25 protein-coding genes are annotated in these 22,093 nt (G+C 71.5%); 14 read left to right on the top strand and 11 right to left on the bottom strand.

From position 1 onward, the window contains the following. The first annotated feature begins 288 nt into the window (after nucleotides 1-288). Nucleotides 289-891 carry a hypothetical protein gene (locus AKI01S_RS50230; RefSeq protein ID WP_067812860.1) on the top strand — a complete coding sequence of 201 codons (603 nt, stop codon included), beginning with the start codon at nucleotides 289-291 and terminating at the stop codon, nucleotides 889-891. Here AKI01S_RS50230 and AKI01S_RS54610 read toward each other — a convergent pair. Further along, nucleotides 773-1,132 (bottom strand): helix-turn-helix domain-containing protein, encoded by a 360-nt coding sequence (locus AKI01S_RS54610; RefSeq protein WP_369688704.1) that lies wholly within the window; start codon nucleotides 1,130-1,132, stop codon nucleotides 773-775. The genes AKI01S_RS50230 and AKI01S_RS54610 overlap by 119 nt on opposite strands. Here AKI01S_RS54610 and AKI01S_RS54605 point away from each other — a divergent pair. From AKI01S_RS54605 to AKI01S_RS06575, 3 genes are all read left to right on the top strand, one after another. Then, nucleotides 1,013-1,354 carry a hypothetical protein gene (locus AKI01S_RS54605; protein ID WP_369688705.1) on the top strand — a complete coding sequence of 114 codons (342 nt, stop codon included), beginning with the start codon at nucleotides 1,013-1,015 and terminating at the stop codon, nucleotides 1,352-1,354. The two genes, AKI01S_RS54610 and AKI01S_RS54605, sit on opposite strands and share 120 nt — an antisense overlap. Before the next feature lie 154 nt (nucleotides 1,355-1,508). After that, a complete protein-coding gene (locus AKI01S_RS06580) occupies nucleotides 1,509-2,429 on the top strand; it encodes a GNAT family N-acetyltransferase (protein WP_083999026.1) in 921 nt (306 codons plus the stop codon). Between the two features lie 122 nt (nucleotides 2,430-2,551). Further along, on the top strand, nucleotides 2,552-3,013 hold the full coding sequence (locus AKI01S_RS06575; protein WP_067812859.1) for a hypothetical protein: 462 nt from the start codon (nucleotides 2,552-2,554) through the stop codon (nucleotides 3,011-3,013). Nucleotides 3,014-3,092: 79 nt separating this feature from the next. Here the strand turns inward: AKI01S_RS06575 and AKI01S_RS06570 are convergent, their stop codons facing one another. After that, complete coding sequence (locus AKI01S_RS06570; RefSeq protein ID WP_245681502.1) at nucleotides 3,093-4,199, bottom strand: endonuclease/exonuclease/phosphatase family protein; 1,107 nt, start codon at nucleotides 4,197-4,199, stop codon at nucleotides 3,093-3,095. Then, a complete protein-coding gene (locus AKI01S_RS06565) occupies nucleotides 4,196-4,684 on the bottom strand; it encodes a D-alanyl-D-alanine carboxypeptidase family protein (protein ID WP_245681501.1) in 489 nt (162 codons plus the stop codon). Before AKI01S_RS06565 ends, AKI01S_RS06570 begins: the two co-directional genes overlap by 4 nt. A 186-nt stretch (nucleotides 4,685-4,870) precedes the next feature. Here AKI01S_RS06565 and AKI01S_RS06560 point away from each other — a divergent pair, with 186 nt between their 5' ends. Beyond that, nucleotides 4,871-6,190: a sensor histidine kinase gene (locus tag AKI01S_RS06560; protein ID WP_281185914.1), complete on the top strand. Its 1,320-nt coding sequence runs from the start codon at nucleotides 4,871-4,873 to the stop codon at nucleotides 6,188-6,190. 302 nt (nucleotides 6,191-6,492) lie between these two features. Beyond that, complete coding sequence (locus AKI01S_RS48870) at nucleotides 6,493-6,759, top strand: helix-turn-helix domain-containing protein (protein WP_174567354.1); 267 nt, start codon at nucleotides 6,493-6,495, stop codon at nucleotides 6,757-6,759. On the opposite strand, the gene AKI01S_RS06550 is transcribed toward AKI01S_RS48870, so the two are convergent. Continuing rightward, nucleotides 6,740-7,153 (bottom strand): hypothetical protein, encoded by a 414-nt coding sequence (locus AKI01S_RS06550; RefSeq protein WP_218009571.1) that lies wholly within the window; start codon nucleotides 7,151-7,153, stop codon nucleotides 6,740-6,742. The two genes, AKI01S_RS48870 and AKI01S_RS06550, sit on opposite strands and share 20 nt — an antisense overlap. Nucleotides 7,154-7,624: 471 nt before the next feature. Between AKI01S_RS06550 and AKI01S_RS06545 the strand changes: the two genes are divergently transcribed. Further along, nucleotides 7,625-8,047 carry a hypothetical protein gene (locus AKI01S_RS06545; protein ID WP_067812855.1) on the top strand — a complete coding sequence of 141 codons (423 nt, stop codon included), beginning with the start codon at nucleotides 7,625-7,627 and terminating at the stop codon, nucleotides 8,045-8,047. Between the two features lie 474 nt (nucleotides 8,048-8,521). On the opposite strand, the gene AKI01S_RS52490 is transcribed toward AKI01S_RS06545, so the two are convergent. Together AKI01S_RS52490 and AKI01S_RS52485 are read right to left on the bottom strand one after the other, a co-directional pair. After that, nucleotides 8,522-8,944 carry a poly(ethylene terephthalate) hydrolase family protein gene (locus tag AKI01S_RS52490; RefSeq protein ID WP_439951658.1) on the bottom strand — a complete coding sequence of 141 codons (423 nt, stop codon included), beginning with the start codon at nucleotides 8,942-8,944 and terminating at the stop codon, nucleotides 8,522-8,524. Nucleotides 8,945-9,123: 179 nt separating this feature from the next. After that, nucleotides 9,124-10,041, bottom strand: a complete 918-nt coding sequence (locus tag AKI01S_RS52485; RefSeq protein ID WP_067812853.1) for an esterase/lipase family protein — start codon at nucleotides 10,039-10,041, stop codon at nucleotides 9,124-9,126. A 362-nt stretch (nucleotides 10,042-10,403) separates the two neighbouring features. Between AKI01S_RS52485 and AKI01S_RS06530 the strand changes: the two genes are divergently transcribed. Then, on the top strand, nucleotides 10,404-11,099 hold the full coding sequence (locus AKI01S_RS06530; protein WP_067812852.1) for a hypothetical protein: 696 nt from the start codon (nucleotides 10,404-10,406) through the stop codon (nucleotides 11,097-11,099). 436 nt (nucleotides 11,100-11,535) lie between these two features. On the opposite strand, the gene AKI01S_RS06525 is transcribed toward AKI01S_RS06530, so the two are convergent. Next, nucleotides 11,536-12,273 carry a TetR/AcrR family transcriptional regulator C-terminal domain-containing protein gene (locus AKI01S_RS06525; protein WP_067812851.1) on the bottom strand — a complete coding sequence of 246 codons (738 nt, stop codon included), beginning with the start codon at nucleotides 12,271-12,273 and terminating at the stop codon, nucleotides 11,536-11,538. Between the two features lie 125 nt (nucleotides 12,274-12,398). Between AKI01S_RS06525 and AKI01S_RS06520 the strand changes: the two genes are divergently transcribed. The 5 genes from AKI01S_RS06520 to AKI01S_RS06500 are packed head-to-tail and all read left to right on the top strand — an operon-like array spanning nucleotide 12,399 to nucleotide 17,690. Further along, nucleotides 12,399-13,904, top strand: coding sequence for an MFS transporter (locus tag AKI01S_RS06520; RefSeq protein WP_067812850.1), 1,506 nt, complete (start codon nucleotides 12,399-12,401; stop codon nucleotides 13,902-13,904). Nucleotides 13,905-13,915: 11 nt separating this feature from the next. Further along, nucleotides 13,916-15,115: a cytochrome P450 gene (locus AKI01S_RS06515; protein ID WP_067812849.1), complete on the top strand. Its 1,200-nt coding sequence runs from the start codon at nucleotides 13,916-13,918 to the stop codon at nucleotides 15,113-15,115. Nucleotides 15,116-15,136: 21 nt separating this feature from the next. Next, nucleotides 15,137-16,318 carry a cytochrome P450 gene (locus AKI01S_RS06510; protein ID WP_067812848.1) on the top strand — a complete coding sequence of 394 codons (1,182 nt, stop codon included), beginning with the start codon at nucleotides 15,137-15,139 and terminating at the stop codon, nucleotides 16,316-16,318. Nucleotides 16,319-16,329: 11 nt separating this feature from the next. After that, on the top strand, nucleotides 16,330-16,527 hold the full coding sequence (locus AKI01S_RS06505) for a ferredoxin (protein ID WP_067812847.1): 198 nt from the start codon (nucleotides 16,330-16,332) through the stop codon (nucleotides 16,525-16,527). Next, nucleotides 16,524-17,690: an NAD(P)/FAD-dependent oxidoreductase gene (locus AKI01S_RS06500; protein ID WP_067812846.1), complete on the top strand. Its 1,167-nt coding sequence runs from the start codon at nucleotides 16,524-16,526 to the stop codon at nucleotides 17,688-17,690. The genes AKI01S_RS06505 and AKI01S_RS06500 overlap by 4 nt, the downstream gene beginning before the upstream one ends. Before the next feature lie 168 nt (nucleotides 17,691-17,858). On the opposite strand, the gene AKI01S_RS06495 is transcribed toward AKI01S_RS06500, so the two are convergent. Together AKI01S_RS06495 and AKI01S_RS06490 are read right to left on the bottom strand one after the other, a co-directional pair. After that, nucleotides 17,859-18,833 carry a TerC family protein gene (locus tag AKI01S_RS06495; RefSeq protein ID WP_067812845.1) on the bottom strand — a complete coding sequence of 325 codons (975 nt, stop codon included), beginning with the start codon at nucleotides 18,831-18,833 and terminating at the stop codon, nucleotides 17,859-17,861. Nucleotides 18,834-18,974: 141 nt separating this feature from the next. After that, nucleotides 18,975-19,718: an AraC family transcriptional regulator gene (locus AKI01S_RS06490; RefSeq protein WP_067812844.1), complete on the bottom strand. Its 744-nt coding sequence runs from the start codon at nucleotides 19,716-19,718 to the stop codon at nucleotides 18,975-18,977. A 42-nt stretch (nucleotides 19,719-19,760) separates the two neighbouring features. On the opposite strand from AKI01S_RS06490, the gene AKI01S_RS06485 reads away from it, so the two are divergent. After that, the gene (locus tag AKI01S_RS06485; protein ID WP_067812843.1) at nucleotides 19,761-20,126 is read left to right on the top strand and encodes a DUF4345 domain-containing protein; all 366 of its coding nucleotides are present in this window, start codon (nucleotides 19,761-19,763) and stop codon (nucleotides 20,124-20,126) included. A gap of 47 nt (nucleotides 20,127-20,173) precedes the next feature. On the opposite strand, the gene AKI01S_RS06480 is transcribed toward AKI01S_RS06485, so the two are convergent. Both AKI01S_RS06480 and AKI01S_RS06475 read right to left on the bottom strand, forming a co-directional pair. Then, nucleotides 20,174-21,388, bottom strand: coding sequence for a cytochrome P450 family protein (locus tag AKI01S_RS06480; protein ID WP_067812842.1), 1,215 nt, complete (start codon nucleotides 21,386-21,388; stop codon nucleotides 20,174-20,176). A gap of 246 nt (nucleotides 21,389-21,634) precedes the next feature. After that, on the bottom strand, nucleotides 21,635-22,000 hold the full coding sequence (locus AKI01S_RS06475) for a sigma-70 family RNA polymerase sigma factor family protein (RefSeq protein WP_218009570.1): 366 nt from the start codon (nucleotides 21,998-22,000) through the stop codon (nucleotides 21,635-21,637). Between the last annotated feature and the right edge of the window lie 93 nt (nucleotides 22,001-22,093).

Below are 22,093 nucleotides of genomic sequence, written 5' to 3'. Positions count from 1 at the left end.
AAAGGCGGCTGGTGGGGATCGAACGGCTTACCCGTACCGGCCGACGCACTCGTCGGGGGCCTCGACTCCGTCCCCTTCTTCCCGCCGCCATCGTCACTGCACCCGGCCAAAACGAGGACACCAGTAGTGGCAAATCCGACGATTTTCTCAAGGGTGCGCATGTGAACGAACTTTTACCACAGGCAAACCGCGGCCCACCTATGGGATTGGCGTTCGCTGTGAGGCGGCATGGCCCTGGGTGCGTTCCACTGAGCGTGGAAGGCTTGACGTCGCTGGCATGATCGCCGCATGGCGGAAATGACGTTGCGGGCGTTGACGGCCCGGCTGGTGGAGTTGGGTCTGGTGACGCCGCAGGAGGCCGAGATCAGGGTGGCGGCGGCCGACTACGCCGACATCGAGCAGTCTGCCGTTCACCTTGTCGGCGAACTCGTCGAGTATGGCCTGGGCGTGCATACCGACCACGGCGACGTGGACAGCCTCCAGGAAGAATACGAGGACATTCTCACGGAGGCCGCGGCGTGCTCGGGCCTGACCGTCTCCGACGTCGAGCTGGTCGAGAGCGCCGAGACGGCGGACCAGGAGGCCGGGGGAACCCACGAGGTCGATCTTCTGCGTTTCCGCCTCAACGGCGAGCCCCGCGCGTGGGAGGTGGAACGCCTGTCCGACGAGTACATCGACCATATGGCGCTCGTGTCCCATCTCAGCGACCTCGAACCGGGCGGCGACGACCAGCGCTGCTTCCACCCGGTGGGTGAGCCGGAAGAGGTCCCCTTCATGTACCTTCTGGCCACCCCCGAGCACGCGCGCATCCTGCGGGACGAGTTCGGCTTCCCCGTCGATGTCGAGGAGGTTCCCGCGGAACAGCCCACCCCGCCGGGCGCCGAGCGGTAATCAACCGACCTGGACCGACGCTTCCGCGGTCACCCGTCGCCGGTGGTCGTGTCGGTGAGGTCGAGAGCAGGTCGTCGCGGAGCCGCTCGCCCAGCGGGGTGGGGCGGACCGTGCGGGAGGTGTGTTCGAACAGCGGCCCGCCGATGCGGCGTTCGGCCTTCTTGATGGCGTGGCTGACCCGGGACGGGGTCACGTGCAGGCGCTCGGCCGTCCGGCCGAAGCGCAGCTCCTCGGCCAACACCAGAAAGATCTCGATGTCTCGAAGCTCCATGGACCCCCTGATCGTGAACCTGATGGTCATCGCTGTGTTGGCACAACTCGCATCGATGACCGGCCGGGCAACGCTGTCTTGCCGACATCGCCGTTGTTCGGCGGTGGTCCTGACGCCAGGCTGTTGACAGGCGCCTGCGCCCTGCGGGCGGCGCGCCGCTGGTCGGAATTGCCGGGGAAGGAGTGGACATGAGCAGGTGGGCGTTGGCCCCGGGAGCGGATCTCGCCGATCCGGCGTTGGAGAGGACGGGCCGGTCGGAGGAGGGTCGGGCACCGCGGATCGGCAACGGCCCGCTGGTCGTGCGGCCCGTTTCGTTCACCGGCGGTGCGGGGCTCGGGCGCCGGGGATGACGAAGACCGCCATCAACGCCCGGCCCTGGCCGACGCGGGTGCGCCTCTCCCGCGTCGAACCGGCGCGGGAGGAGCCGGACGGGCCTCGCGTGCGGGCCTGGCACGCGATGGTCGCCGCGTCCATGGCCGAGGACGCGCCCGGTACCGCGCCCGCGGCCTCCGGCCGGTTCCACGCCGACCTGACCGCCGGGACGACGGTCGTCTGGACGGCCACCCGCGCCGGACAGGTCGTGGGCCTGGCCGTGCTGCGCCTGCCGTCCACCACCGTCACCGGACGCGCGCAGGTGCACGTCCACCCGGCCCACCGACGTCGCGGCATCGGCGGCCGGCTGGTGGCCGCGCTGACCGCCGAGGCGCGCGCCCGCGGCCTGTACGGCGTCATCATGGCCGTGCCCGCGGGCGGGACCGGTGACGCGTTCTGCCTGCGCCGCGGCCTGACCCGCCTGCGCACGCTGCACCATCTGCTGCTGTCGCTGCGCGAGCTGCACCCGGGCTGGCTGGACGAGATGGTCGCGGTCGAGCACCCCGGCTACCGGCTGACCGAGACGGCGCGGATCGCTCCGCCCGGCCGCCAGGACGCCGTCCCGGGTGACGTGCTGCTGACCGTCGCCGCCGAGCACGGCCGCAAGGTCGTCGGCTGCACCGAGGTGGTGGTCCCCAAGGACAGCGGCCCCCCGGCGACCCAGCACGACCGCCCACCGGTCGACGGCCACCACCGCCTGGGGCTGGACCTGTGGGTCAAGGCGGCGATGCTGCGCCTGCTGTACGACCGGTACCCGCAGGTCACCCAGGTCGCCACCGACAGCCTCGAGCACGACGCCGCCCTGCTGGCCGTCAACCGCCACCTGGGATTCCGGCTGCACCACCGCATCACCGAATACCGCCTCGACATCCCCGGATCGCCGGGCACGAACTGATCGGCCACAACATTTCTCAGCTGCGACCCACGTCGTGTCGTCGGCCGGCCGGGTGTGGTGAATCATCCACGCGGCTACGATCGTCTGATCGTCGCGACATGAGCCGGGGAGGGGAACCTCCGATGGTCACCGATCCAACGATCATGCGAATCGGCCAAGGGGTGGAACTGCACCACCGGCAAGGCCAACGTGAGGCCGCCCGCGAACTTTTCGCGCAGATCTGGGACGACGTCGGCGGCGAACAAGGCGACCCGCTGCACGTTTGCGTCCTTGCCCATGCGATGGCCGACGTGCAGGACGACGTGCATCAGGAGTTGCTCTGGGACCAGCGGGCGCTTGCCGCCGCCGACCTGATCACCGATGAGCGGGTGGCGCAGGCCGGAGTGACGATCTCGGTGGCCGCCCTGTACCCGTCGTTGCACCTCAACTTGAGCGAGTGCTATCGCAAGCTGGGGGAACTCGACCGTGCCCGCGAGCACCTCCAGCAGGCGCAGGCCACGGTCGGCGCGCTTGACGACGACGGCTACGGGCGGCTCATCAGGGGTGGTCTGGAACGGCTGGAGCAACAGCTGGCCGCCGAGTGAGCGCGTTCCCTCGCACGGCCGATCGGCGTCGGGACACGGTTGCGCGGAGCCTTGGTGGATCGGAGCCGGTGCGTGGTGGTCACCAGCTGATCGCGGCCGCTACCGGCCGGTGGTCGCTGCCGGTGGCCGGCAGCACCCGCGCGTTCACCGGCTCCACGCCCTTGACCAGGATCTGGTCGATCCGCACCACCGGGAACCCCGCCGGCCAGCTGAAGCCGAAGCCGTCCCCGGCCACCTCCTGGGCCGAGCGCATCTGCGAGGTGATGCCGTCGAACGCGCGGTCGTCCATGGTGCCGTTCAGGTCGCCGAGCAGCACCACCCGCTCACTCCGCTCGGCGGTGATGGCCCTGCCGAGCGCCTGCACGCCCCTGTCCCGATGGACCGTCCCGAAGCCCGCCCTCGGATTCACCCGTACGGACCCCAGGTGGGCCACGTACACCGCCAGTGGCCCCTGGTCCGTGGCCACGGTGGCGCGCAGCGCCCGGTTGTAGGTCATCTTGACGTCGGTCGGCTTGGTGGCCGCCAGCGGCCCGTAGTCCATCTGGATGTCGACCGGCCGGATGGCCGACAGCGGCAGCTTGCTCCACAGCCCGACCGTGCCCTGCACCGTGTGGTGCGGGTATGCCCTCGCCAGCTCCCTCTCGTACGTGCCCCGGGCCTGCTGGCTCAGCTCCTGCAAGGCCAGAACGTCCGCACCGGAGGCGACCAGGTCGCGGGCGGTGCCGGCCGGGTCGGGGTTGTCGGCGCCGACGTTGTGGCTGGCCACGGTGAGGTCGCCACCCGGCCGGGACCTGTCGCCGAGCAGCCCGCCGAAGAGGCTCAGCCACACCATGACCGGCAGCAGCAGCGCGGTCACGGCGGAGGCGGAGCGGCGCCACAGGGCCCCGGCCAGCAGCACGGGAACGAACAGGCCGAACCACGGCAGGAACGACTCCACCAGGCTGCCGAGGTTCCCGACCCGGTTCGGGATCCGCGCGTGCAGCAGCATGAGCAGGCCCAGCAGCAGCGCCAGCGCCGCGAAGACCAGCCCGCGCCTCCAGGGCTCCGGCCGGGAGCCGATGCGGATCACCCGGCGGACGGCCGCGCGCCAGGTACCGGCACCGGTGTCCGGACGTTCGGCGTCGCCCTGGCCGCTCTCCGCCGTCTCGACCCGCACCATCGTCTGTCCTCGCTCGTTGTCGGTCACTGCTGCATCCTCGGGTCCTGGGTGGGGTCGGCGTACACACGCGGGCAACCACGATCGATCGCTTCGGGGCGTAGTTCGTAGTGCCAGGGCTCGTTGCGGTAGATCGGGCACAACCCGTACCGGGCGCCGTGTTCGGACAGCCACGCCGTCGCGTCGGAGCGCCCGATGTCGACCGCGTCCCCCGACACGTGAGGAGATGTCGCCGCGGTGGCCACCCATCGGGCGGCGGCCTCTCGCGACCCGTACCGGGAGACCGCCTCGCGAAGAAGCCGGTCCTGGTACTCCGGGGAACGCCAGCCGCTGTTGACATGGAACTCGACCCCGTCGTCCGCGGCGTCCGCCGCGGCCCGGCGGAGGGCCTTGAGCAGATCCGGATCGAGGTTGGCCACGGCCGGAATCGCGTCATCGAAGACCGTCACGCCGTCGGGAACGGCACCGTCGGCCTCGCCGAGCGCGCCCCGGCGCTCACTGCGGGGATCGTTCAAGGGCGACGCGGTCGAGGAGGACGAGGAGGGCGGGACCGTTGAGGAGTTCTGTGCCCGGCAGCCGGGGGCCGTGGTGATCACTGCTGTGACGGCTATCAGGCCGACGGCGAGGAACCGGTGGATCCGGCGCGCCGCTCTTGGTGCCGATGGTGGGGTTTGGGCCATGCCGCCAGTCAAGGCGGCGTGGTGTTGCCAGCACGTATGTGTTTTTCGATACGCCGACGATATGTGCCCGCCCGTAGCATCGACGGCATGCGCGTGCCGGCCGTTGAGGACGGACCCTCTATGGCGGGAGCCGTCCGCGAGGGCCTGCGCCTCGAAGCGATCGCGGCCGACATCGCCGCCGTGTCAGGCGTCGGCCACCGCATCCGCCCCGGCCAGAGGCCGGGCATGAGGGAGGCGAACGTGGACAGGGCACCCGGGTTGAGCGTTCGTCTCAAACTCACCGTCAGCTACGCCGGATTCCTCATGCTCGCCGGTGTCCTGCTGCTCGCGGCGGTGTGGTTGTTCCTCCTGCGTCACGTCCCCGAACGCGCGCTCCTCGTCTCCTCCGACACGCCTACGCACGGTGTTTTTCCCGTCCGGTCCAACCTTCTGCGCGTCTTCGCCCCGAGGGCGGCCGCGGTGCTGGCGTTCCTGCTGGCGTTCGGCCTGGCGGGAGGATGGTTCCTCGCCGGCCGGATGCTCACTCCCCTGACCCGCATCACCAACGCCACCCGCCTGGCCTCGGCCGGGTCGCTCTCCCAGCGGATCCGGCTGCCGGGCCGCACGGATGAGTTCCGCGAACTCGCCGACGCCTTCGACACGATGCTCGCACGCCTCGAAGCGCACGTCGCCGAACAGCGGAGGTTCGCGGCCAACGCCTCGCACGAGCTGCGCACCCCGCTGGCGGTCTCCAAGGCGCTTCTCGACGTGGCCCGCACCGACCCGGGCCACGATACCGGCGAACTCATCGACCGCCTCCACGCCGTCAACACCCGGGCGATCGATCTCACCGAGGCGTTGCTCCTGCTCAGCCGCGCTGACCAGCGATCCTTCACCCGAGAGCCCGTCGACCTGTCCCTCGTCGCGGAAGAAGCCACCGAAACGCTCCTCCCCCTGGCGGAGAAGCATGGCGTCACCGTCGAGACCAGCGGCGACGTCACCCCCACGGTCGGCTCCCAAGCGCTCCTGCTCCAGCTGACCACGAACCTCGTGCACAACGCGATCGTCCACAACCTGCCTGAAAACGGCACCGTCCGGGTCAACACCGGCGTCCGCCCCGAGACCGTGGTGCTCACTGTCGAGAACACCGGCGAGAAGCTCACCCCACAGCAGGCCTCGACACTCACCGAACCATTCCAGCGCGGCACCGAACGCATACACACCGACCACGCGGGCGTCGGCCTCGGCCTGGCGATCGTCAAGACCATCACCCACGCGCACGACGGAACGCTCACCCTCACCCCGCGCCCAGACGGCGGCATCCACGTCACCGTGGAGCTACCCCGAACGACCCCGGCGTGACGGAGAGGAGCCGAGCCGGTTCCGGGTCACCGGCGGGCTGCCTGTACGCCCAGCTCGACTCGCCGGTTCGTGACCGGCCGGGACTTCATCGTCACCGCCATGACCGACAGCGGCCATGGCCTGCTGCACGCCCTGTCCTGCGACACCGCGACCATCAACGCCCCGCTCTCGGCACGGGTGCTGCGCAGTATGGTGTTCGCCGCTCGGCGCACGGGTCGGCCGGTGGTCGACACCGTTCCCACCGCACTAGGTTGGTGGCCCTGCATGGACAGCCACTCCCTGGCGACAGGCCTTATCAGGTCGTGCTCACCGTTCAGCCCGCCTCCGGCGCGGTGCTGCTGAGAGCCGTGGCCTGCTGGTACGGCCTGACCCGGCGGGAACAGGCCGTCAGCCGACTCGCCATGGAGGGCCTGTCCTCGCACACCGTCAACGACCATTTCAAAGCCGTGCACCGCAAGGCCGGTGTGAGCGAACGCGACGAGCTCCTCGCCCGCCTGAGCCTACGAGGCGCTGCGTTCGTAACGCCCTCATCGGCGTTGATGGCAGGAGCTAGGGTCGTGCGACGGTGAGTCGGCCGTTGGCGGCCACCAGGGACACCTGGGGGCCGCCTTTGCCGCAGTGGGGTCCGTTCGCGTAGACAGCCTGCGGGGTCGTGGTGATCTGCTGCTTCAGCACGCTCTCGCCCTGCGCGTCGCGGAGCGTGAGCGTGACCTGCACCGGGGACTCCGGCAGGTCGTTGACGTCGGCGAACCCGTTCTTGGCGCCGGTCGGGGAGGCCGTGGCGGCGCAGGCTCCGTCGGGCCCGTCGGCGCAGCCCTGAGGCACCGCCGTCGTGGAGTCCCTGAGCTCCGTCCTCACGGTGCGGCAGACGCCGTTCCAGCAGGTCTTCACCGTCGCGTCGGTCGCTCTGGCGGCCAGCGGCGGCTCGATGGCCAGGCCGATTCCCCGCGGGGTGCCGATCAACGTGCACTCTCCGCCGTTCGCCAGACCCGTCGTGCCGCAGCCGGCCAGGGCGAGCGCGGCGAAAGCCAGTGTCGCGATGCGCGTAGGGGAAGGCATGGACCTGTGACGCGCCCGAACGCGTCCCGGTTCCCGCCTGAACGGTGACGCGACCGGGAAGATTCGCCGCTACCCGCGCTGGCGCAGCGCTCATGGGACGTTCGGAAACAACCTCCCGAGTACCCGTGAACACAGATCAGCAGACGGGTTCCAGGTGAACCCGAGACCATCCGCCAGGTCATGCGTGTGCACCAGGATCTCCACGAGCCCCATGGTCCAGCGGGTCCTGCCGCCCGGTCCGCCACCGGCGGCTCAACGGGTTCCCCAGAACGGACCTGACGTGCCTTGGCAACCCCTGAATCTGGGGATACTACGGCCGCCTGTCGCCGGGCGAGTGTGAATACCACACCGATCCGTCATCGCGCAGGAGGCGACATGCTCACCAAGCTCACGACAGCCGGACTCGCCCTCGTTCTCGGGGTCAGCGGTCTGGGCCTGGCCCCCGCCGCTGCCGCCGCCCCGGCGGCAGCGGCGCAGGGCGGGGCGACGGCCGCGCCCGCCTTCAACGCCAGCGGCAACTACCAGCTCTTCCAGAGCAGGGGCGGCACCACCAGGGTCAACGTGACCCAGGACGGCAGCGGCAGGCTCTACGGGTCCGCGTCCAGCAGCGCGGGGGTCGGGACCATCGAGCAAGGGGTGGTGGAGGGCACCGGCATCTCCTTCACCATCGGATGGTCCTTCGGATCCCGAGGGCGGTACGTCGGCTCACTGGGCTCCGACCGGCGCCTGTCGGGCACCACCTTCGACCTGACCATTCCCTCCAGCCAGGCGACCTGGATCACCGACCGCACCTTCTAGCTCCGGCTCCACGGCCGAGATCGCCCAGGCCCCTGCGCGGACACACGCGCAGGGGCCTGGGCGACGATCGTCAACGCCACTGGTCGAGCCCATCAGTGAGCGGGTGGCGAAGCCGGGCGGCGGCGCGCCGGGGACGGACTGGACTCTCGGAGTCGTTGGTATGTCGGCGTCGCCGGCCCTGCCATGAACGATTCGGCGGCCCCGGCAGGCGGACGGCGTTCGAGGTGTCGCAACCAGGCGCGGGCTTGCGGCGTGGTGGCTCGGATCGTCCTGTCGGTGTCGTCGAACGGCCGTCGCCTGCCGTACGTGCCAGACCCAGCGGCACCGGCCGCCGGGAGGGCTCGGCCGGTATCAGCGGGAGCTCACCGGTGGAGTAGCGGTCCAGGGATGCATGGCCGAAGGCCGACTCCTGGTGTGTCGGTGCGGAACGTGCGGCCCCATATGGTCGACCCGCTGAGCGTGCGGGGCTGCCGCTCAGGCGGCGCCGTAGAACTCGGCGCGGGCCTGCTGATCCGCCAGCAGGTGGAAGCGGAACCATGCGGTGATCGGGCCGCGGAAGCGGCCACCGTCCCCACCGGACTCGAAGTGGTCGGCGTCGGCTACCTCGCCATACACGGCGGCGACCTGGGTGGCCCGCTGATAGCGCGAGTAGACGTAACTCGGCCGCACGATGGTGTCGTTCTGCCCTGCCAGGTAGAACGCCGGACCGCGCAGCTGGCCGTCGGTGCCCTGCGGACCCGGCTGGATCGGCACGGTGGTGTCGACCCTGGGGTCGGCGCCTGCCGCGATGGCCCCGCCCCCGCCCTGGGAGTGCCCGGTCGAGCCGATCTTGTCCAGGTCGACCCTGCCCGCGAACACGCTGCCCGCGGAGTTGTTCTGCTGGGCCAGATAGTCGATTCCGGCAGCATCTGCGTGCCCGAGCCCGACTGCCCGGTGTTGGCGGCGGCGACGATGAACCCGTGCGAGGCGAAGTGCCTCAGCAGGCCGTCGTAGTCGCGTACCGAGGCTCCGGTTCCGTTGCCCCAGATGATGACCGGGTGCTTGCCGCAGCCGCGGCTGCCCAGGTCGGTGGGCCGCTAGACGGTGTGCGCGGTTCCTGCCGCCTGCACCGTCACGGCGAACGGGCCGGGGCCTGCCCAGTTCTTGTTGACCGACGGGCAGCCGGTGCCCGGCGGCGGTGTCGTGGGCGGGGTGGTCGGCGGCGTGGTGGGCGGAGCCGGGTTCTCGCGTTCGGTGATGAACCTGCGCATCTCGGCCAGGGCGGTGGTGTTGGAGATGATCGTGAAGTGGGTGGGGGCCATCGGGCCGCTCATCAGGTGGTTGAGGTGGGCGCCTTCCAGCTTGGCGGTGTCGTAGGGGGCGGCGTTGGTGTCGTTGACCGACCGCACCGTCATGTAGGCGACCTTGTCGCTGTGGGGCACCTCGGTCCCGGCGTTCAGGTCGCGCAGGAACGGGGTGTTGGGTGAGGCGAACTGCTGGCAGGACGCGTACTGCTGGCAGCCGTTGTTGGTGGTGCCGTGCTGGGGGCCGGCGAAGCCGATGTATTGGGAGACCTTGTCGGCGCCGCCCAGGTTCTTGATGTAGTAGCGGGCGGCCAGGGTGGAGGCCGACCAGGTGGCCAGCACCACCCGGGAGGCGCCGGTCTGGGAGCGGACCTGGTCGACCTTGGCGCCCAGCTCCCGGGCGGCCACCGCCAGGTCCTGGGTCATCCGGCTGCTGTCGGTCCAGGTGAACAACCGGTCGGCGGGCCAGCCGTTGGACCGCAGGTTGGTCTGCATCGGGACCATGAAGCCCGGATCGCCCGTCATCCCCGGGATCATGATGACCGGGTCGTGGACGGGTGCGGCAGTGGCCGAGGTCGACGGGATCACCAGCGCCGTGACGGCGGCCAGGGCGGCGGCGACGACCGACAGCGTCGCCGCCAGCGCACCGCGGCGCGCGCGCCCGGTTCCGCCAGGCGGCCGCGGTGCCTCGATGGGGGTGGGGTGCGGCATCGAAATCTCCTATCCGTCGGCGCCTGCATGAGGGAAACGACTCATGCGGCTCGGTCGGGCCGACGAAAGGGCAGGGGGCAGACCGAGGTAAGTCCCGATTAGAAATCAGGCGCCGCCCACCGTCCATGGGAGCTCGTCCCACCGTTCGGCCCTGCGATGTGTGCGGCGTGTCGATCGGTGCTCGACACGCCGCATTTCACTTGTTCGGCATGGCGGATTCGGTGCTTTGCCACGTTGTCGGTAGCTCGTGGCGCTCTGCGGGGCCTCTGAGGTCTGATCGGTGCGGCCGGTTTCTTGATCGTCCGGACAGGGCGCCGAACGGCTGGAAGGATGCCGGGGAGACGTTGGCCCGACGAGCGGCGGTGGCGGTGCAGGACGACTATCTCGCCCGATGCGGACGGGCGATCGATGAGCTCAAGAACAGTGGCCTCCTCCACGTGGAGAAGGCCGAGCTTCAGGCGACCACTGTCGATGTGCTCACGGATCCCGACCGGGTCTTCGCGGACATCGCCGAGCGCACCGGGCTGACCTTGGCGTCCCGCGTTCGCGAACACTTCTTCCCGGCCGACCGGGTGCAGGTCTTCTGGTACAGCACGGGCGAACCTGATCTGAGGGGTGAGTTCTGCCTCAAGCACCTGCACTGGGCGCTTGTGAGGGGCGAGGTGCCGCAGGACGCGTTCGGGGCGGTCAGCCGGGACCCCGCGAAGATGGAGGTGCTCGGCCAGCTACGCCTCCTGGACCAGGAGCCGATGGCCGGGACGGGCCGGCTCACCGCGCTGCGCATCACACCCGGCGAGGACGACCCGCAGGTGTGGCTCTACGACACCAACCACGAACGCCTCCAGCCGCTCGACCTCGACTACGCGGGTTACCTGGAGAACCTTCTGATCACCAAGGGTGCCTACGGATGGCAGTACCTCTTCGCCGACGTCGATTTCAACGAGCCGGAGTTCCACGACACCGCACGGCATCTGTCCGACGTGCTGCGCGTGTTTCCGGAGATGTTCCCCGGCCACGACTATGCGCCCCTGCAAGAGCGTCTGGAAGCGCGGCTCTGAAAGAGTGAGGCCCCGGTTCTCCTGACCGTGGGGCGTGTCCGTCTCGATGGTGGGCTTGGTGAACGCGGTGGTGTTCGCGGTCGAGACGGAAAGGTCGCGTCCAACCTGCGACACGTTCCTCAGCCACCGGGTCCTCAGCGGTAAGCAGAACGACCAGCCCCGCGCCACAGGTGCTCCGGCACAATGCGGACGGTCATCGTGTGGGCGGGTTCGATCACCGATCCGCAGACCCGCTTGCGGACGCACGGGGCGCGGTGCGGAGGCCGCGTCGCACAGCACCGCCCCACCCGTCTGCACTCACGGTGGGAGCCAGTCCCGCGATCAAACAGCCCGGCTATGAAGCCCCAGCTCAGCGAACTCCTACAGGAGAGCTGCCCCCGATCGGTTCCCGGTCGTCGCGACACGGCCGGTTCGGGGAGCCGCTGTTCTTCGGCTGTCAGGGGTGTTCCGGCAGCTGGGATTCGATGCCGTCGAGCATGCGCTGCAAGCCGTAGTCGAACTGCTCGCGGCGTGTCCGTTCCGGCTCGTTCCCGGCGAGGGCGGCGTACAGTTCGCGCATCTGCGGGTGGTCCTGGGCGGATTCCTCCAGGGTCGGTCGCGCCGAGCGCAGCCACTCGTCCTCGGTGAGCCCGCCCTGCCGGATCTTGTTGAGGGTGGCGGCCTCGACGGTGGCGGCGCCGATGACGAACGAGAACACGGCGTTCAGGGCGCGGTCGGCCGCCAGCAGGGGGAAATCCGCCGACCGCAGCAGGGTCAGCGCCCGGTCGAACAGGTGCGTCAGGTTGGGGCCGAGGTAGGCCATGCCCACCTCGCCGAGCAGGCCGGAGGTCCACGGGTGGCGCAGGATCACCTCGCGGGCGCTGTGGGCGAGTTCGGTGACGGTGGCGCGCCAGTCGGCCGGATCGCCGGTGTCGGGTAGCCGCATCTCACCGTAGATCTCGTCGACGACGAGTTCGATCAGCTCGCTCTTGTTGGTGACGTGCCAGTACAGGGCGTTGGCGGCGGCGCCGAGGCGGGCGGCCAGCCGCCGCATGGTCAGGGCGTCGAGGCCCTCCTCGTCGAGGAGCCGGACGGCCTCGGCGACGATCTGGTCCCGGGTGAGCGCCGGACGGTCGCGCCTCCGCCGGGGCGGCCGCGTCCACACCGAGGGAAACGCCTGGTCACTGGCTGCCATCGAGGTCGCCTCCCCGTCCGTCGTCGGTCCCGGGCGATTATCGCACAACGTCCACTTCTTGAACGACGTCCATGAGTCTTGTACGTTGTCCATGAAACAGAACGTCGTACAAGAAGGGAGGAACCATGGAACGACATCCACGCCGCTGGCTGATCCTGGTGGTGCTCTGCCTGAGCACCCTGATCCTGGTGATCGACAACAACGTGCTGATGGTCGCGATCCCGGCGCTCACGCGGGACCTGGGCGCCACCGCCCGCGACATCCAGTGGATCACCGACGCCTACATCCTGGTCGCGGCCGGGCTGCTGCTCACCGCCGGCAGCCTGGCCGACCGGTTCGGCCGCCGCCGCGTGATGGTGGTCGGGCTGGCCGCGTTCGGGGCCGCCTCGCTGGCCGCCGCCTACGCCGACAGCCCGGCCCAGCTGATCGCCGCCCGCGCGCTGATGGGCGTGGGCTCGGCGCTGGTGCTGCCCAGCACCCTGTCGATCCTGATCACCGTGTTCGACGAGGAGGAACGCCGCAAGGCGACCTCGGCGTGGTCGGCGGCCGCCGTCACCGGCCTGATCGGCGGGCCGATCCTGGGCGGCGCGATGGTCACGCACCTCCACTGGGGCTCGGTCTTCCTGATCAACGTGCCGGTCGTCGTCGTGGCGATCGCCGCCGCCTACCTGCTGATGCCCGAGTCGCGGGCCCCGGCGCGCCGGTTCGACCCGCTGGGCGCGGTGCTGTCGCTGGTCGGCATGGTCGCGCTGGTGTGGGCGATCATCGAGCTTCCGCAGCGCGGGCTCGGCGACCCCGCGACGCTGTCGGGGCTGGCGGTCGCGGCGGTCGTGCTGACGGCGTTCGTGCTGTGGGAGCGGCGCGTGACCGAGCCGATGGTGCCGCTGGCGCTGTTCCGGAACCGCGACTTCACCGGCGGCAGCCTGTCGCTGGTGCTGGTGCAGATCGGCAACGGCGGGCTCGTCCTGGTCATCACCCAGTACCTGCAGTTCGTCCTCGGGTTCACGCCCACCCGCGCGGGGCTGGCCATGGTGCCGCTGGCACTCGCCGTGATCGTCACCAACGGCGTGGGCGCCGCCCTCGGCCAGCGGGTCGGCAACCGCGTGCTGACCGCCGCCGGACTGGGGGTGCTGGCGGGCGGGTTCCTCCTGATGTCGACGTTGCGGGCCGACGACGGGTTCGCCACGGTGACCGCCACGCTGGTGGTGTTCGGCATCGGGGCCGGGCTGGCGCAGCCCGCCGCCATCGCCGCGCTGATGGGGGCGGTGCCCGCGCGGTACGCCGGGGTCGGGTCGGCGCTCAACGACACCCTGCAGCAGGCCGGGGCCGCGCTGGGGGTCGCCGTTCTCGGGAGCCTGCTGACGGGCGTGTTCACCGGGGCCATGCCCGGCTCGGCTCCCGAGGTGGCGCGCCGCTCCATCGGCGAGGCCCTGGCGGTCGCCGAGCGGACCGGCGACGAGGCGCTGGCGGCGTCCGCGCGGCAGGCGTTCACCGACGGGCTGGCCGTCACGTGCTCGGTGAGCGCGTGCGCGGTGCTGGGCGCGGCGGTGCTGGCGTTCGTCCTGATCCGGGGGCGCGGGGCCGGCCGCACCGCGCCCGTCGAAGAACAGACCCCCGTGACCACCTCCTGAAAGGAAACCTCATGAACGCGCTTCCCCCCGTCATCACCGAGATGCCGACGCGGCGGCCCGCAGGCCGTCCCCTCGACCCGCCCGCCGAGCTGGCGCGCATCCGCGCCCAGGGCCCGATCGCCCCGCTGCTCTACGGTGACGGGCACCAGGGATGGCTGGTCACCGGGCACGCCCAGGCACGGGCCGTGCTCGCCGACCCCCGGTTCTCCTCCCGTTACGAGATCGCGCACTACCCCGACCCCCGGTACACCGACATCCCGCCCGCCGGGCCCGGCGAGTTCATCGGCCTGGACGCTCCCGAGCACACCCGTTTCCGGCGCCTGCTGGCGGGCCGGTTCAGCGTCCGCCGGATGAGGCTGCTGGCCGAACGCATCCGGACGTTCACCGACGGGTGCCTGGACGACATGGCCGCGCAGGGACCGGGGGTGGACCTGGTGGAGACGTTCGCGCATCCGGTGCCGGCACAGATGATCTGTGAGCTGCTGGGCGTGCCCTACGCCGAACGCGCCGACTTCCAGCGCTTCGCCGCGCTCCTGAACCGGCACGACGTGACGGCCGAGGAACAGGCCGCCGCCGGCGCCGCGATCGGCGACTACATGACCGGCCTGGTGCGCCGCAAGCGCGCCGAACCGACCGATGACCTGCTCAGCGAACTGACCGACAGCGACCTCACCGAGGAGGAGCACATCGGGGTCGGGGGGATGCTGCTGGCCGCCGGGCTGGACACTGTCGCCAACATGCTGGGCCTCGGAACGTTCGCGCTGCTGACCCACCCCGAGCAGCTGGCCGCGCTGCGCGACGACCCGGACGTCACCGACTCGGGCGTGGAGGAACTGCTGCGCTACCTGTCGATCGCGCACACCGACTTCCGGACGGCCCTGGAGGACGTCGAGATCGACGGCGTGCTGGTCGGGAAGGGGACGACCGTCGCGATCTCGCTGCTCGCCGCCAACCGCGATCCCGCCGTCTTCCCCGACCCCGACGTGCTGGACCTGCGCCGTGACGCGGCCGGGCAGCTGGCGTTCGCGCACGGCGCCCACCAGTGCCTGGGGCAGCAGCTGGCGCGGCTGGAGCTGCGGATCGCGCTGCCCGCGCTGCTGAAGCGGTTCCCGACGTTGCGGCTGGCGATCCCGGCCGAAGAGGTGCCGGTGCGCTCCGAGTCCGACGTGTACGGCCTGGAGCGCCTGCCGGTCGCCTGGGACCCGGCCTGAACCCGCCGAAAGGGGACCACCATGACCGTGAACGGACTGCCGCTGGCCCGGCCGGAGGGCCGTCCGCTGGACCCGCCTCCCGAGCTGGCGGAGATCCGCGCCCGCGCCCCGATCAGCCCGATGACCTATCCCGACGGGCATGAAGGGTGGCTGGTGACCGGGTACGCCCAGGCCCGCGCGGTGCTCGCCGACAACCGGTTCAGCGCCCGCTACGAGCTGGCGCACCTCCCCTACGGGGACTTCGGGCGGTTGCCGCCCGCCCCGGCCGGTGACATCAGCGCGATCGACCCGCCCGAGCACACCCGGTACCGGAGGCTGCTGGCCGGCGCGTTCACCGTCCGCCGGATGGCGCTGCTGGCCGAACGGGCCGAGGAGATCACCGTCGGCCTGCTGGACGCGATGGCCGGGCAGGGACCGCCCGCCGACCTGGTGACGGCGCTGGCCCAGCCCCTGCCGGGTCTGATGATCTGCGAGCTGCTGGGCGTTCCGGCCGCCGAACGGGAGGGGTTCCAGCGGCACGCCGCCGCGGGGATCCTCGACGCCGACGTCACCCCCGAGGACGCGTACCGGGCATGGGCGGCGCTGTCGGAGCACATCGGCGCGCTGGTGCCGATCAAACGCGCCGCGCCCACCGAGGACCTGATCAGCGACCTCACCGCCGGTGACCTGACCGACGAGGAGATCACGGGGCTGGGAGTGTTCCTGCTGGGGGCGGGGCTGGACACCACCGGCAGCGTGCTGGCGCGCGGCGTGTTCGCGTTGCTGACGCACCCCGAGCAGTTCGCCCTGCTGCGCGCCGACCCCGGACTGGTCGAGGGGGCGGTGGAGGAGCTGCTGCGTTACCTGAGCATCGGCCCGTGCGGGCTGCGGACCGCGCTGGAGGACGTCGAGGTCGACGGTGTGCTGATCCGCGCGGGGCAGACCGTCACGATCTCCCAGCCCGCCGCCAACCGCGACCCGGCCCGCTTCCCCGACCCCGACGCGCTGGACGTGCGGCGCGACGCCGCCGGGCACCTGACGTTCACGCACGGCATCCACCAGTGCCTGGGGCAGCACCTGGCGCGGCTGGAACTGCGGGTCGCGCTGCGGGGGCTCATCGCGCGGTTCCCCACGCTGCGGCTGGCCGTCGAGCCCGGCGACGTCCCGATGCGCGACGAGTACGCCAACGTCTACGGCCTGTACCGGCTTCCGGTGGCCTGGTGAGGAGGGACCCCGTGAAAGTGATCGTCGACGAGGAGCGGTGCGTGGGCGGCGGGCAGTGCGTCGCGGCCGCGCCGGACGTGTTCGACCAGCGTGACGACGACGGCGTGGTGGTGCTGCTGGATCCGGCGCCGCCGCACGAGCGCGCCGCCGCGGTCCGCGAGGCGGCGATGCTGTGCCCGGCCGCGGCGATCGTCGTGGTGGACACATGACGTCCGACGTGCTGATCGTCGGCGCGTCGGTCGGCGGCCTCACCGTCGCCGAGGCGCTGCGGCGCGGCGGCCACACCGGCCGCCTGCGGCTGGTCGACCCCGACCCGCACCCGCCCTACGACCGGCCGCCGCTGTCCAAGCAGGTCCTCACCGGGCTCTGGCCGCCCGACCGGGTGCGCCTGCGCACCCCCGAGCAGCTGGAGGCGCTGGACGCCGAGTGGGTGTGGGGCCGCGCCGAACGCCTGGACGCCGCCGCCCGCACGGTGGAGCTGGACGGCGGCCGGGCGCTGGCGTACGACACGCTGGTCATCGCGACCGGGCTGGTCCCGCGCCGCCTGCCCGGCCCGGAACCGGCGGGGGCGCACACGCTGCGTTCGCTGGACGAGGCGTTGGCGCTGCGCCACGCCCTGCCGGACGCGGGCCGCGTCGCGGTCGTCGGGGCCGGTGTCCTCGGCTGCGAGATCGCGGCGGCCGCCCGCACGCTGGGCCGCGAGGTGACGCTGGTCGACCCCGGACCGGTGCCGATGGCCCGCCACCTCGGCCCGGAACTGGGCGGACGGGTCGCCGCGCTGCACCGGCGGCACGGGGTGCGGCTGCGCCTCGGGACCGCCGTGACGGGCCTGGTCGGCGAGCGGGGCCGGGTGAGCGGTGTCGCGTTGGCCGACGGCGAGGTCGTGCGGGCGGACCTGGCGGTGGTGACGATCGGGTCCGTTCCGGCGACCGCCTGGCTGGAGAACAGCGGCCTGGCGCTGGCCGACGGGATCGTGTGCGACGCCCGCTGCCGCGCCGCGCCGGGCGTGTACGCGGTCGGGGACGTGGCGCGCTGGCCCGACCCGGTGACCGGCGTCGGCATCCGGGTGGAGAGCCGCACCAACGCCACCGAACAGGCCCTCGTCGTCGCCGCGAACATCCTGGGCGACGAGCGCGTGCACGCCCCCGTTCCCTACTTCTGGTCCGACCAGTACGACACCAAGATCCAGGTGCACGGACGGGTGGGCGGCGGCGACCGCGTCCGCTACCTGGAGGGCACGGCGGCCGACGACCGCTTCGTGGCGCTGACCGAGTCGGACGGGGGCCGCACCACCGCCGCGATCGGCTGGAACCACCCGCGCGGCGCGCGAACGGCCCGCGCCCACCTGACCGCCGCACCCTCCCAACCATGACCACCGGGGCCGGGCGATCCCAGCCCGGCCCCGTTTCCGAAACGCCTCGAATCAGTTCGGGCGGGACGGGTTCTTGTGGGCGTGCTGGCGGCGGTGAGGCCAGGTACCGCCGGTGTTCGGGGTCTCGTCCAGGGGGCTTGCCGTAGGAGCGGGGAGCCGGGCCGCTGATCAGTGTGACGGCGTGTCCGTGCCCTGGTCCGCCTCCTGCCTCTTGGAGGCGATGAGGCTGGTGACGGTCGTCACCGCGAGCACCAGGACGATGAAGCCGAGCGAGAAGGCGATGCTGATCTCCGGGACGTGCACGCCGGACTCGTGCAGGGCGTGCAGGACGAGTTTGACGCCGATGAAGCCCAGGATGACCGACAGCCCGTAGGACAGGTGCACGAGCCGTTTGAGCAGCCCGCCGATCAGGAAGTACAGCTGGCGCAGCCCCATCAGCGCGAAGGCGTTGGCGGTGAAGACGATGTAGGGGTCGTCGGTCAGGCCGTAGATGGCCGGGATCGAGTCCAGAGCGAACAGCAGGTCGGTGGAGCCGATCGCCAGCATGACCACCATCATCGGGGTCATCACGCGCCTGCCGTTCTGCTGCACCAGCAGTTTGGTGCCGTGGTAGCGGTCGGCGACACCGAAGCGGCGCTCGACGGCTTTGAGGAGTTTGTTCTCCTGGTACTCCTCGTCATGGCCGCCGCGGCGCGCGTCCTGGACAAGCTTGTAGGCCGTCCAGATCAGGAAGGCGCCGAACAGGTAGAACACCCAGGAGAAGGCCGAGATGATCGCGGCGCCGGCGGCGATGAAACCCGCCCGCATCACCAGCGCCATCAGCACCCCGACCATCAGCACCCGCGCCTGGTACTGGGCGGGCACCGCGAACTTGGCCATGATCAGAACGAAGACGAACAGGTTGTCCACACTCAGCGACTTCTCGGTGATGAACCCGGCGAAGAACTCCCCGGCGGGCTGCGCGCCCGCGAAGACGAACAGTCCCAGCCCGAAGGCGACGGCCAGGACGATCCAGACCGCAGACCAGATGCCGGCCTCCTTGGTCGACACCTCGTGCGGCTTGCGCCCGATGACGAAATCCACCGCGATGAGCACGCACAGGGCCGCCACCGTCAGCACCCACACGCCCACAGAGACGTTCACGGTTCCTCCATGACTCCGCTGGAACGCTCCAGCCACTTCCGGGGACTATGACAACGCACACCGGGGCCCTGAAGATCCCAGGTCACAGAGGGTATCGGCCGGGGCGGCGTCCGGCCGGGCACGACCACCGGTCTCCTCCGGTCAGCGCGGCGCGGCCGGGGGCATCACGGTGATGTCGAGGGCGGGCAGGCGGCTGGGGCGCAGGCCGAACATGCGGGCGAAGGCGTCGCTGAAGTGCGAGGGGGAGGCGAAGCCCGCCTCGGCGGCGGCGTCGGTCAGGGTGGCCCGCTCGGCGATGGCGCGGGCGGCCAGCAGCATGCGGGCCCACAGGCGGTAGCGCCGGAACGTCGTGCCGGTGTGCGCGGCGAACAGGCGCAGGAACCGCGAGGTCGACAGTCCGCACCGGCGGGCCGCCTCGGCGGCGGTCAGGGACGGGTCGTCCAACAGGTGCCGGGCGGTCGCCCGGACGCGCGGGTCCTGGACGGTGGGTCCGGGCGGCGCGGCCATGTCGAGCCACTCGGCCGGGCGGGCGTCCACGGAGATCAGGTCGTCCTCGCGGCGGTGGCCGGTCCGGACGGCGGCGTCGCCCGCGCGCATCGACGCGGCGCACGCCGCCAGCCGGGCCGTCGAGGGGTCCAGGTAGCAGAACCGCATGCGGGCGCTGTCGGCGCGCAACCGGTGGACCTGGCGCGGCGCGATGAGGGCGCTGCGCACCGGGGGCGTGATCCCCGCGGAGGTCTCGACCGTGAAACCGCCGTCCAGGGCGAGCGCCAGGCAGGCGACCGAACCCGAGTGGGACGTCAGGTCCAGGGCGGGCCCGGTGTAGACGGCCTGCCCGGGCCACAGCCACAGGTGGCACGTTCGTGGAAGCGCGTCGGTCGGCACCGCTCCATGATCCCAGCAGGTGGACGGAACGAGGAGGACTTCATGGAGCAGGTCGTCGTCGCCGGTATGGCGGTGTTCTTCCTGGCGATGGGGCTGTACGGGCTGGCGGCGCCCGCGGCGCTGGTCAGGCCGTTCGGGATGGAGGCCGCGACGGCGGACGCCCGGACGGAGGTCCGCGCCGTGTACGGCGGCTTCGGCGTCGCCGTCGCCGCCGCGCTGGTCCTGGCCGTGATGCGGGAGGAGGCGCGCGACGGCATCGTCCTGGCGGTCGGGATGGCGCTGGGCGGTATGGCGTTCGGGCGGCTGGTGGCCCGATGCGTGGAACGCCCGTCGGGGTTCTACCCGTCCTGGTTCTACTTCTGGGTCGAGGCGGCCGGGGCCCTGGCGCTCGCCGCGTGCGCCAGGTGATCGGGGGTCGGGCCCGCGGATCGGTGCGGGCCCGACCGGATGGTTCGTCAGCTCACGGTGACGGGCAGGGTGGTCAGGCCGTTGATGAGCATGCTCGCCTGCACGGTGAGCTCCTCCGGCGGGACGGCCAGGCGCAGTTTGGGGAAACGGTCGACGAGGGCGCCGAGCGCGATCCTGGCCTCCAGCCGGGCCAGCGGCGCGCCGAGGCAGTGGTGGATGCCGTGGCCGAAGGCCAGGTGCGATGGCGAGGACCTGGTGATGTCGAGGCGTTCCGGGTCGGGGAACTGGCGCGGGTCGCGGTTGGCGGCCAGCAGCGCGGGCAGCACGACCTCTCCAGCGGGGATGGTGACGTCGCCGATCCGCACCGGGGCCGCGGTCCGGTAGGGGATGCTCACCTGCGCCGGGCCGTTGAAACGGAGCAGTTCCTCGATGGCCGCGGGCCACCGTTCGGGGTCGTCGCGCAGCAGGTCGAGCTGGTCGGGATGGGTCAGCAGCGCCTGCAGGCCGCCGCAGATCAGGTGGGTCGTGGTCTCGTAACCGGCGACGAGCAGCAGGAAGACCATCGAGGTCAGCTCGTCCTCCGACAGCCGGTCGCCGTCCGCGCGCGCCGCGACCAGCCCCGAGATGAGATCGTCGGCCGGGTCGGCGCGCTTGTGCCCGACCAGCTCCCGGATGTATTCGATCAACGAGGTCGCGGCGGCGACGAAGGTCTCGGCGGGATGGACCGAGCCGTTGATGGCCACCGTCGTCCATTCCTGGAAGTCGCGCCGGCGCTCCTCCGGCACGCCGAGCAGCTCGCTGATCACGGTGAGCGGGAGGGGAAAGCCGAAGGCGGCCAGCAGGTCGACCGGCGCGCCGTGCTCCCCCGCGGCCGCGACGTCGTCCAGCAGGCCAGCGACGATGCGCCGGATGCCCGGCTCCAGCCCGTCGATCCGCCGCCGGGTGAACGCGCTGGACACCAGCCGGCGCAGCCGCGTGTGGTCGGGCGGGTCGGCGCCCAGCAGGTGCTGGTCCATCGCCGCGGCGAGGTCGGCCGGAACGGCGTCGCGGTGCGGGCCGTCGCCACCCTTGCCCTTGATGACGTCGGGATGGGCGAGCGCTTCCCGCGCCTCCGCGTAACCGGTGATCAGCCAGACCGGGACACCGGTGAACAACGTGACCCGCCGCACGGGTCCGGCCGCCGCCAGCTCGGCGAACGCGGCATGCCGCGCGCTCGGCGTGGCCTCGACGAACGGTGAGGTCACCGGGGGAGAATCCGCCATGCTCAACTCCGATCAGGGCCGCCGTCCAGCCGGCGACCGGGACAGACGGATCCGACCCTACTCTTCAAGATCGAATAATCGCCCCCTGTGGACCGGAACCGGGTGTCTTTGACGTGGTTGGGACTGGGCGGCTCCTCGACCGCGCCGAGCGGCCCGTGGCCGACGCTGTTCACGATGACGTCCAGACGACCGGAGTGCTTCGCGGCCTGCCGCAGGTCGGCGTGGTTCGCAGTGGGAGAGCGCGGGTCAGTACCGGAGTCGGCGGGCCTGGCCCGTCTCGCGGACGACCGCCCAGGTGTCCGCGACCGGGCCCAGGTGCCGCAGCCTGTCGGGGTTGATCACCGCGCGGATGGTCTGGATCCGCCCGTCCAGGATGTCGAGCGCCAGGGCGCTGACGACCCTGGCGTCCCGGTGGCGGAGGATCACGCCCGGCTGACCGTTCACCTGGTGCGGCTCCACGACGCCGCCGATCCGGACGAACGGCTCGACGAACGCGGCCAGCAGCTCGCGCAGCCCGGCGACGTCCCCTTCGCGGAGGGCGTCGAAGAGACGCCCAGCGAGTTCGTCGCACTCCCGGCGGTCGGCCTCGAACCGGGCGCGTCCCGCGTCCATGCGGCGGCGGGCCCGCACCACGAGCCGGCGCCAGGTCGGCTCCGCCGACCGCTCGGGATCCCGGCAGGGTCGGCCACCGGACTCGTTTCCCCT

Origin of the sequence: Actinomadura kijaniata NBRC 14229, assembly GCF_001552175.1 — a bacterium.
Lineage (GTDB): Bacteria > Actinomycetota > Actinomycetes > Streptosporangiales > Streptosporangiaceae > Spirillospora > Spirillospora kijaniata.
Note: the sequence above shows the minus strand (reverse complement) of the source record. Positions and strands in the feature narration are given on the sequence as shown.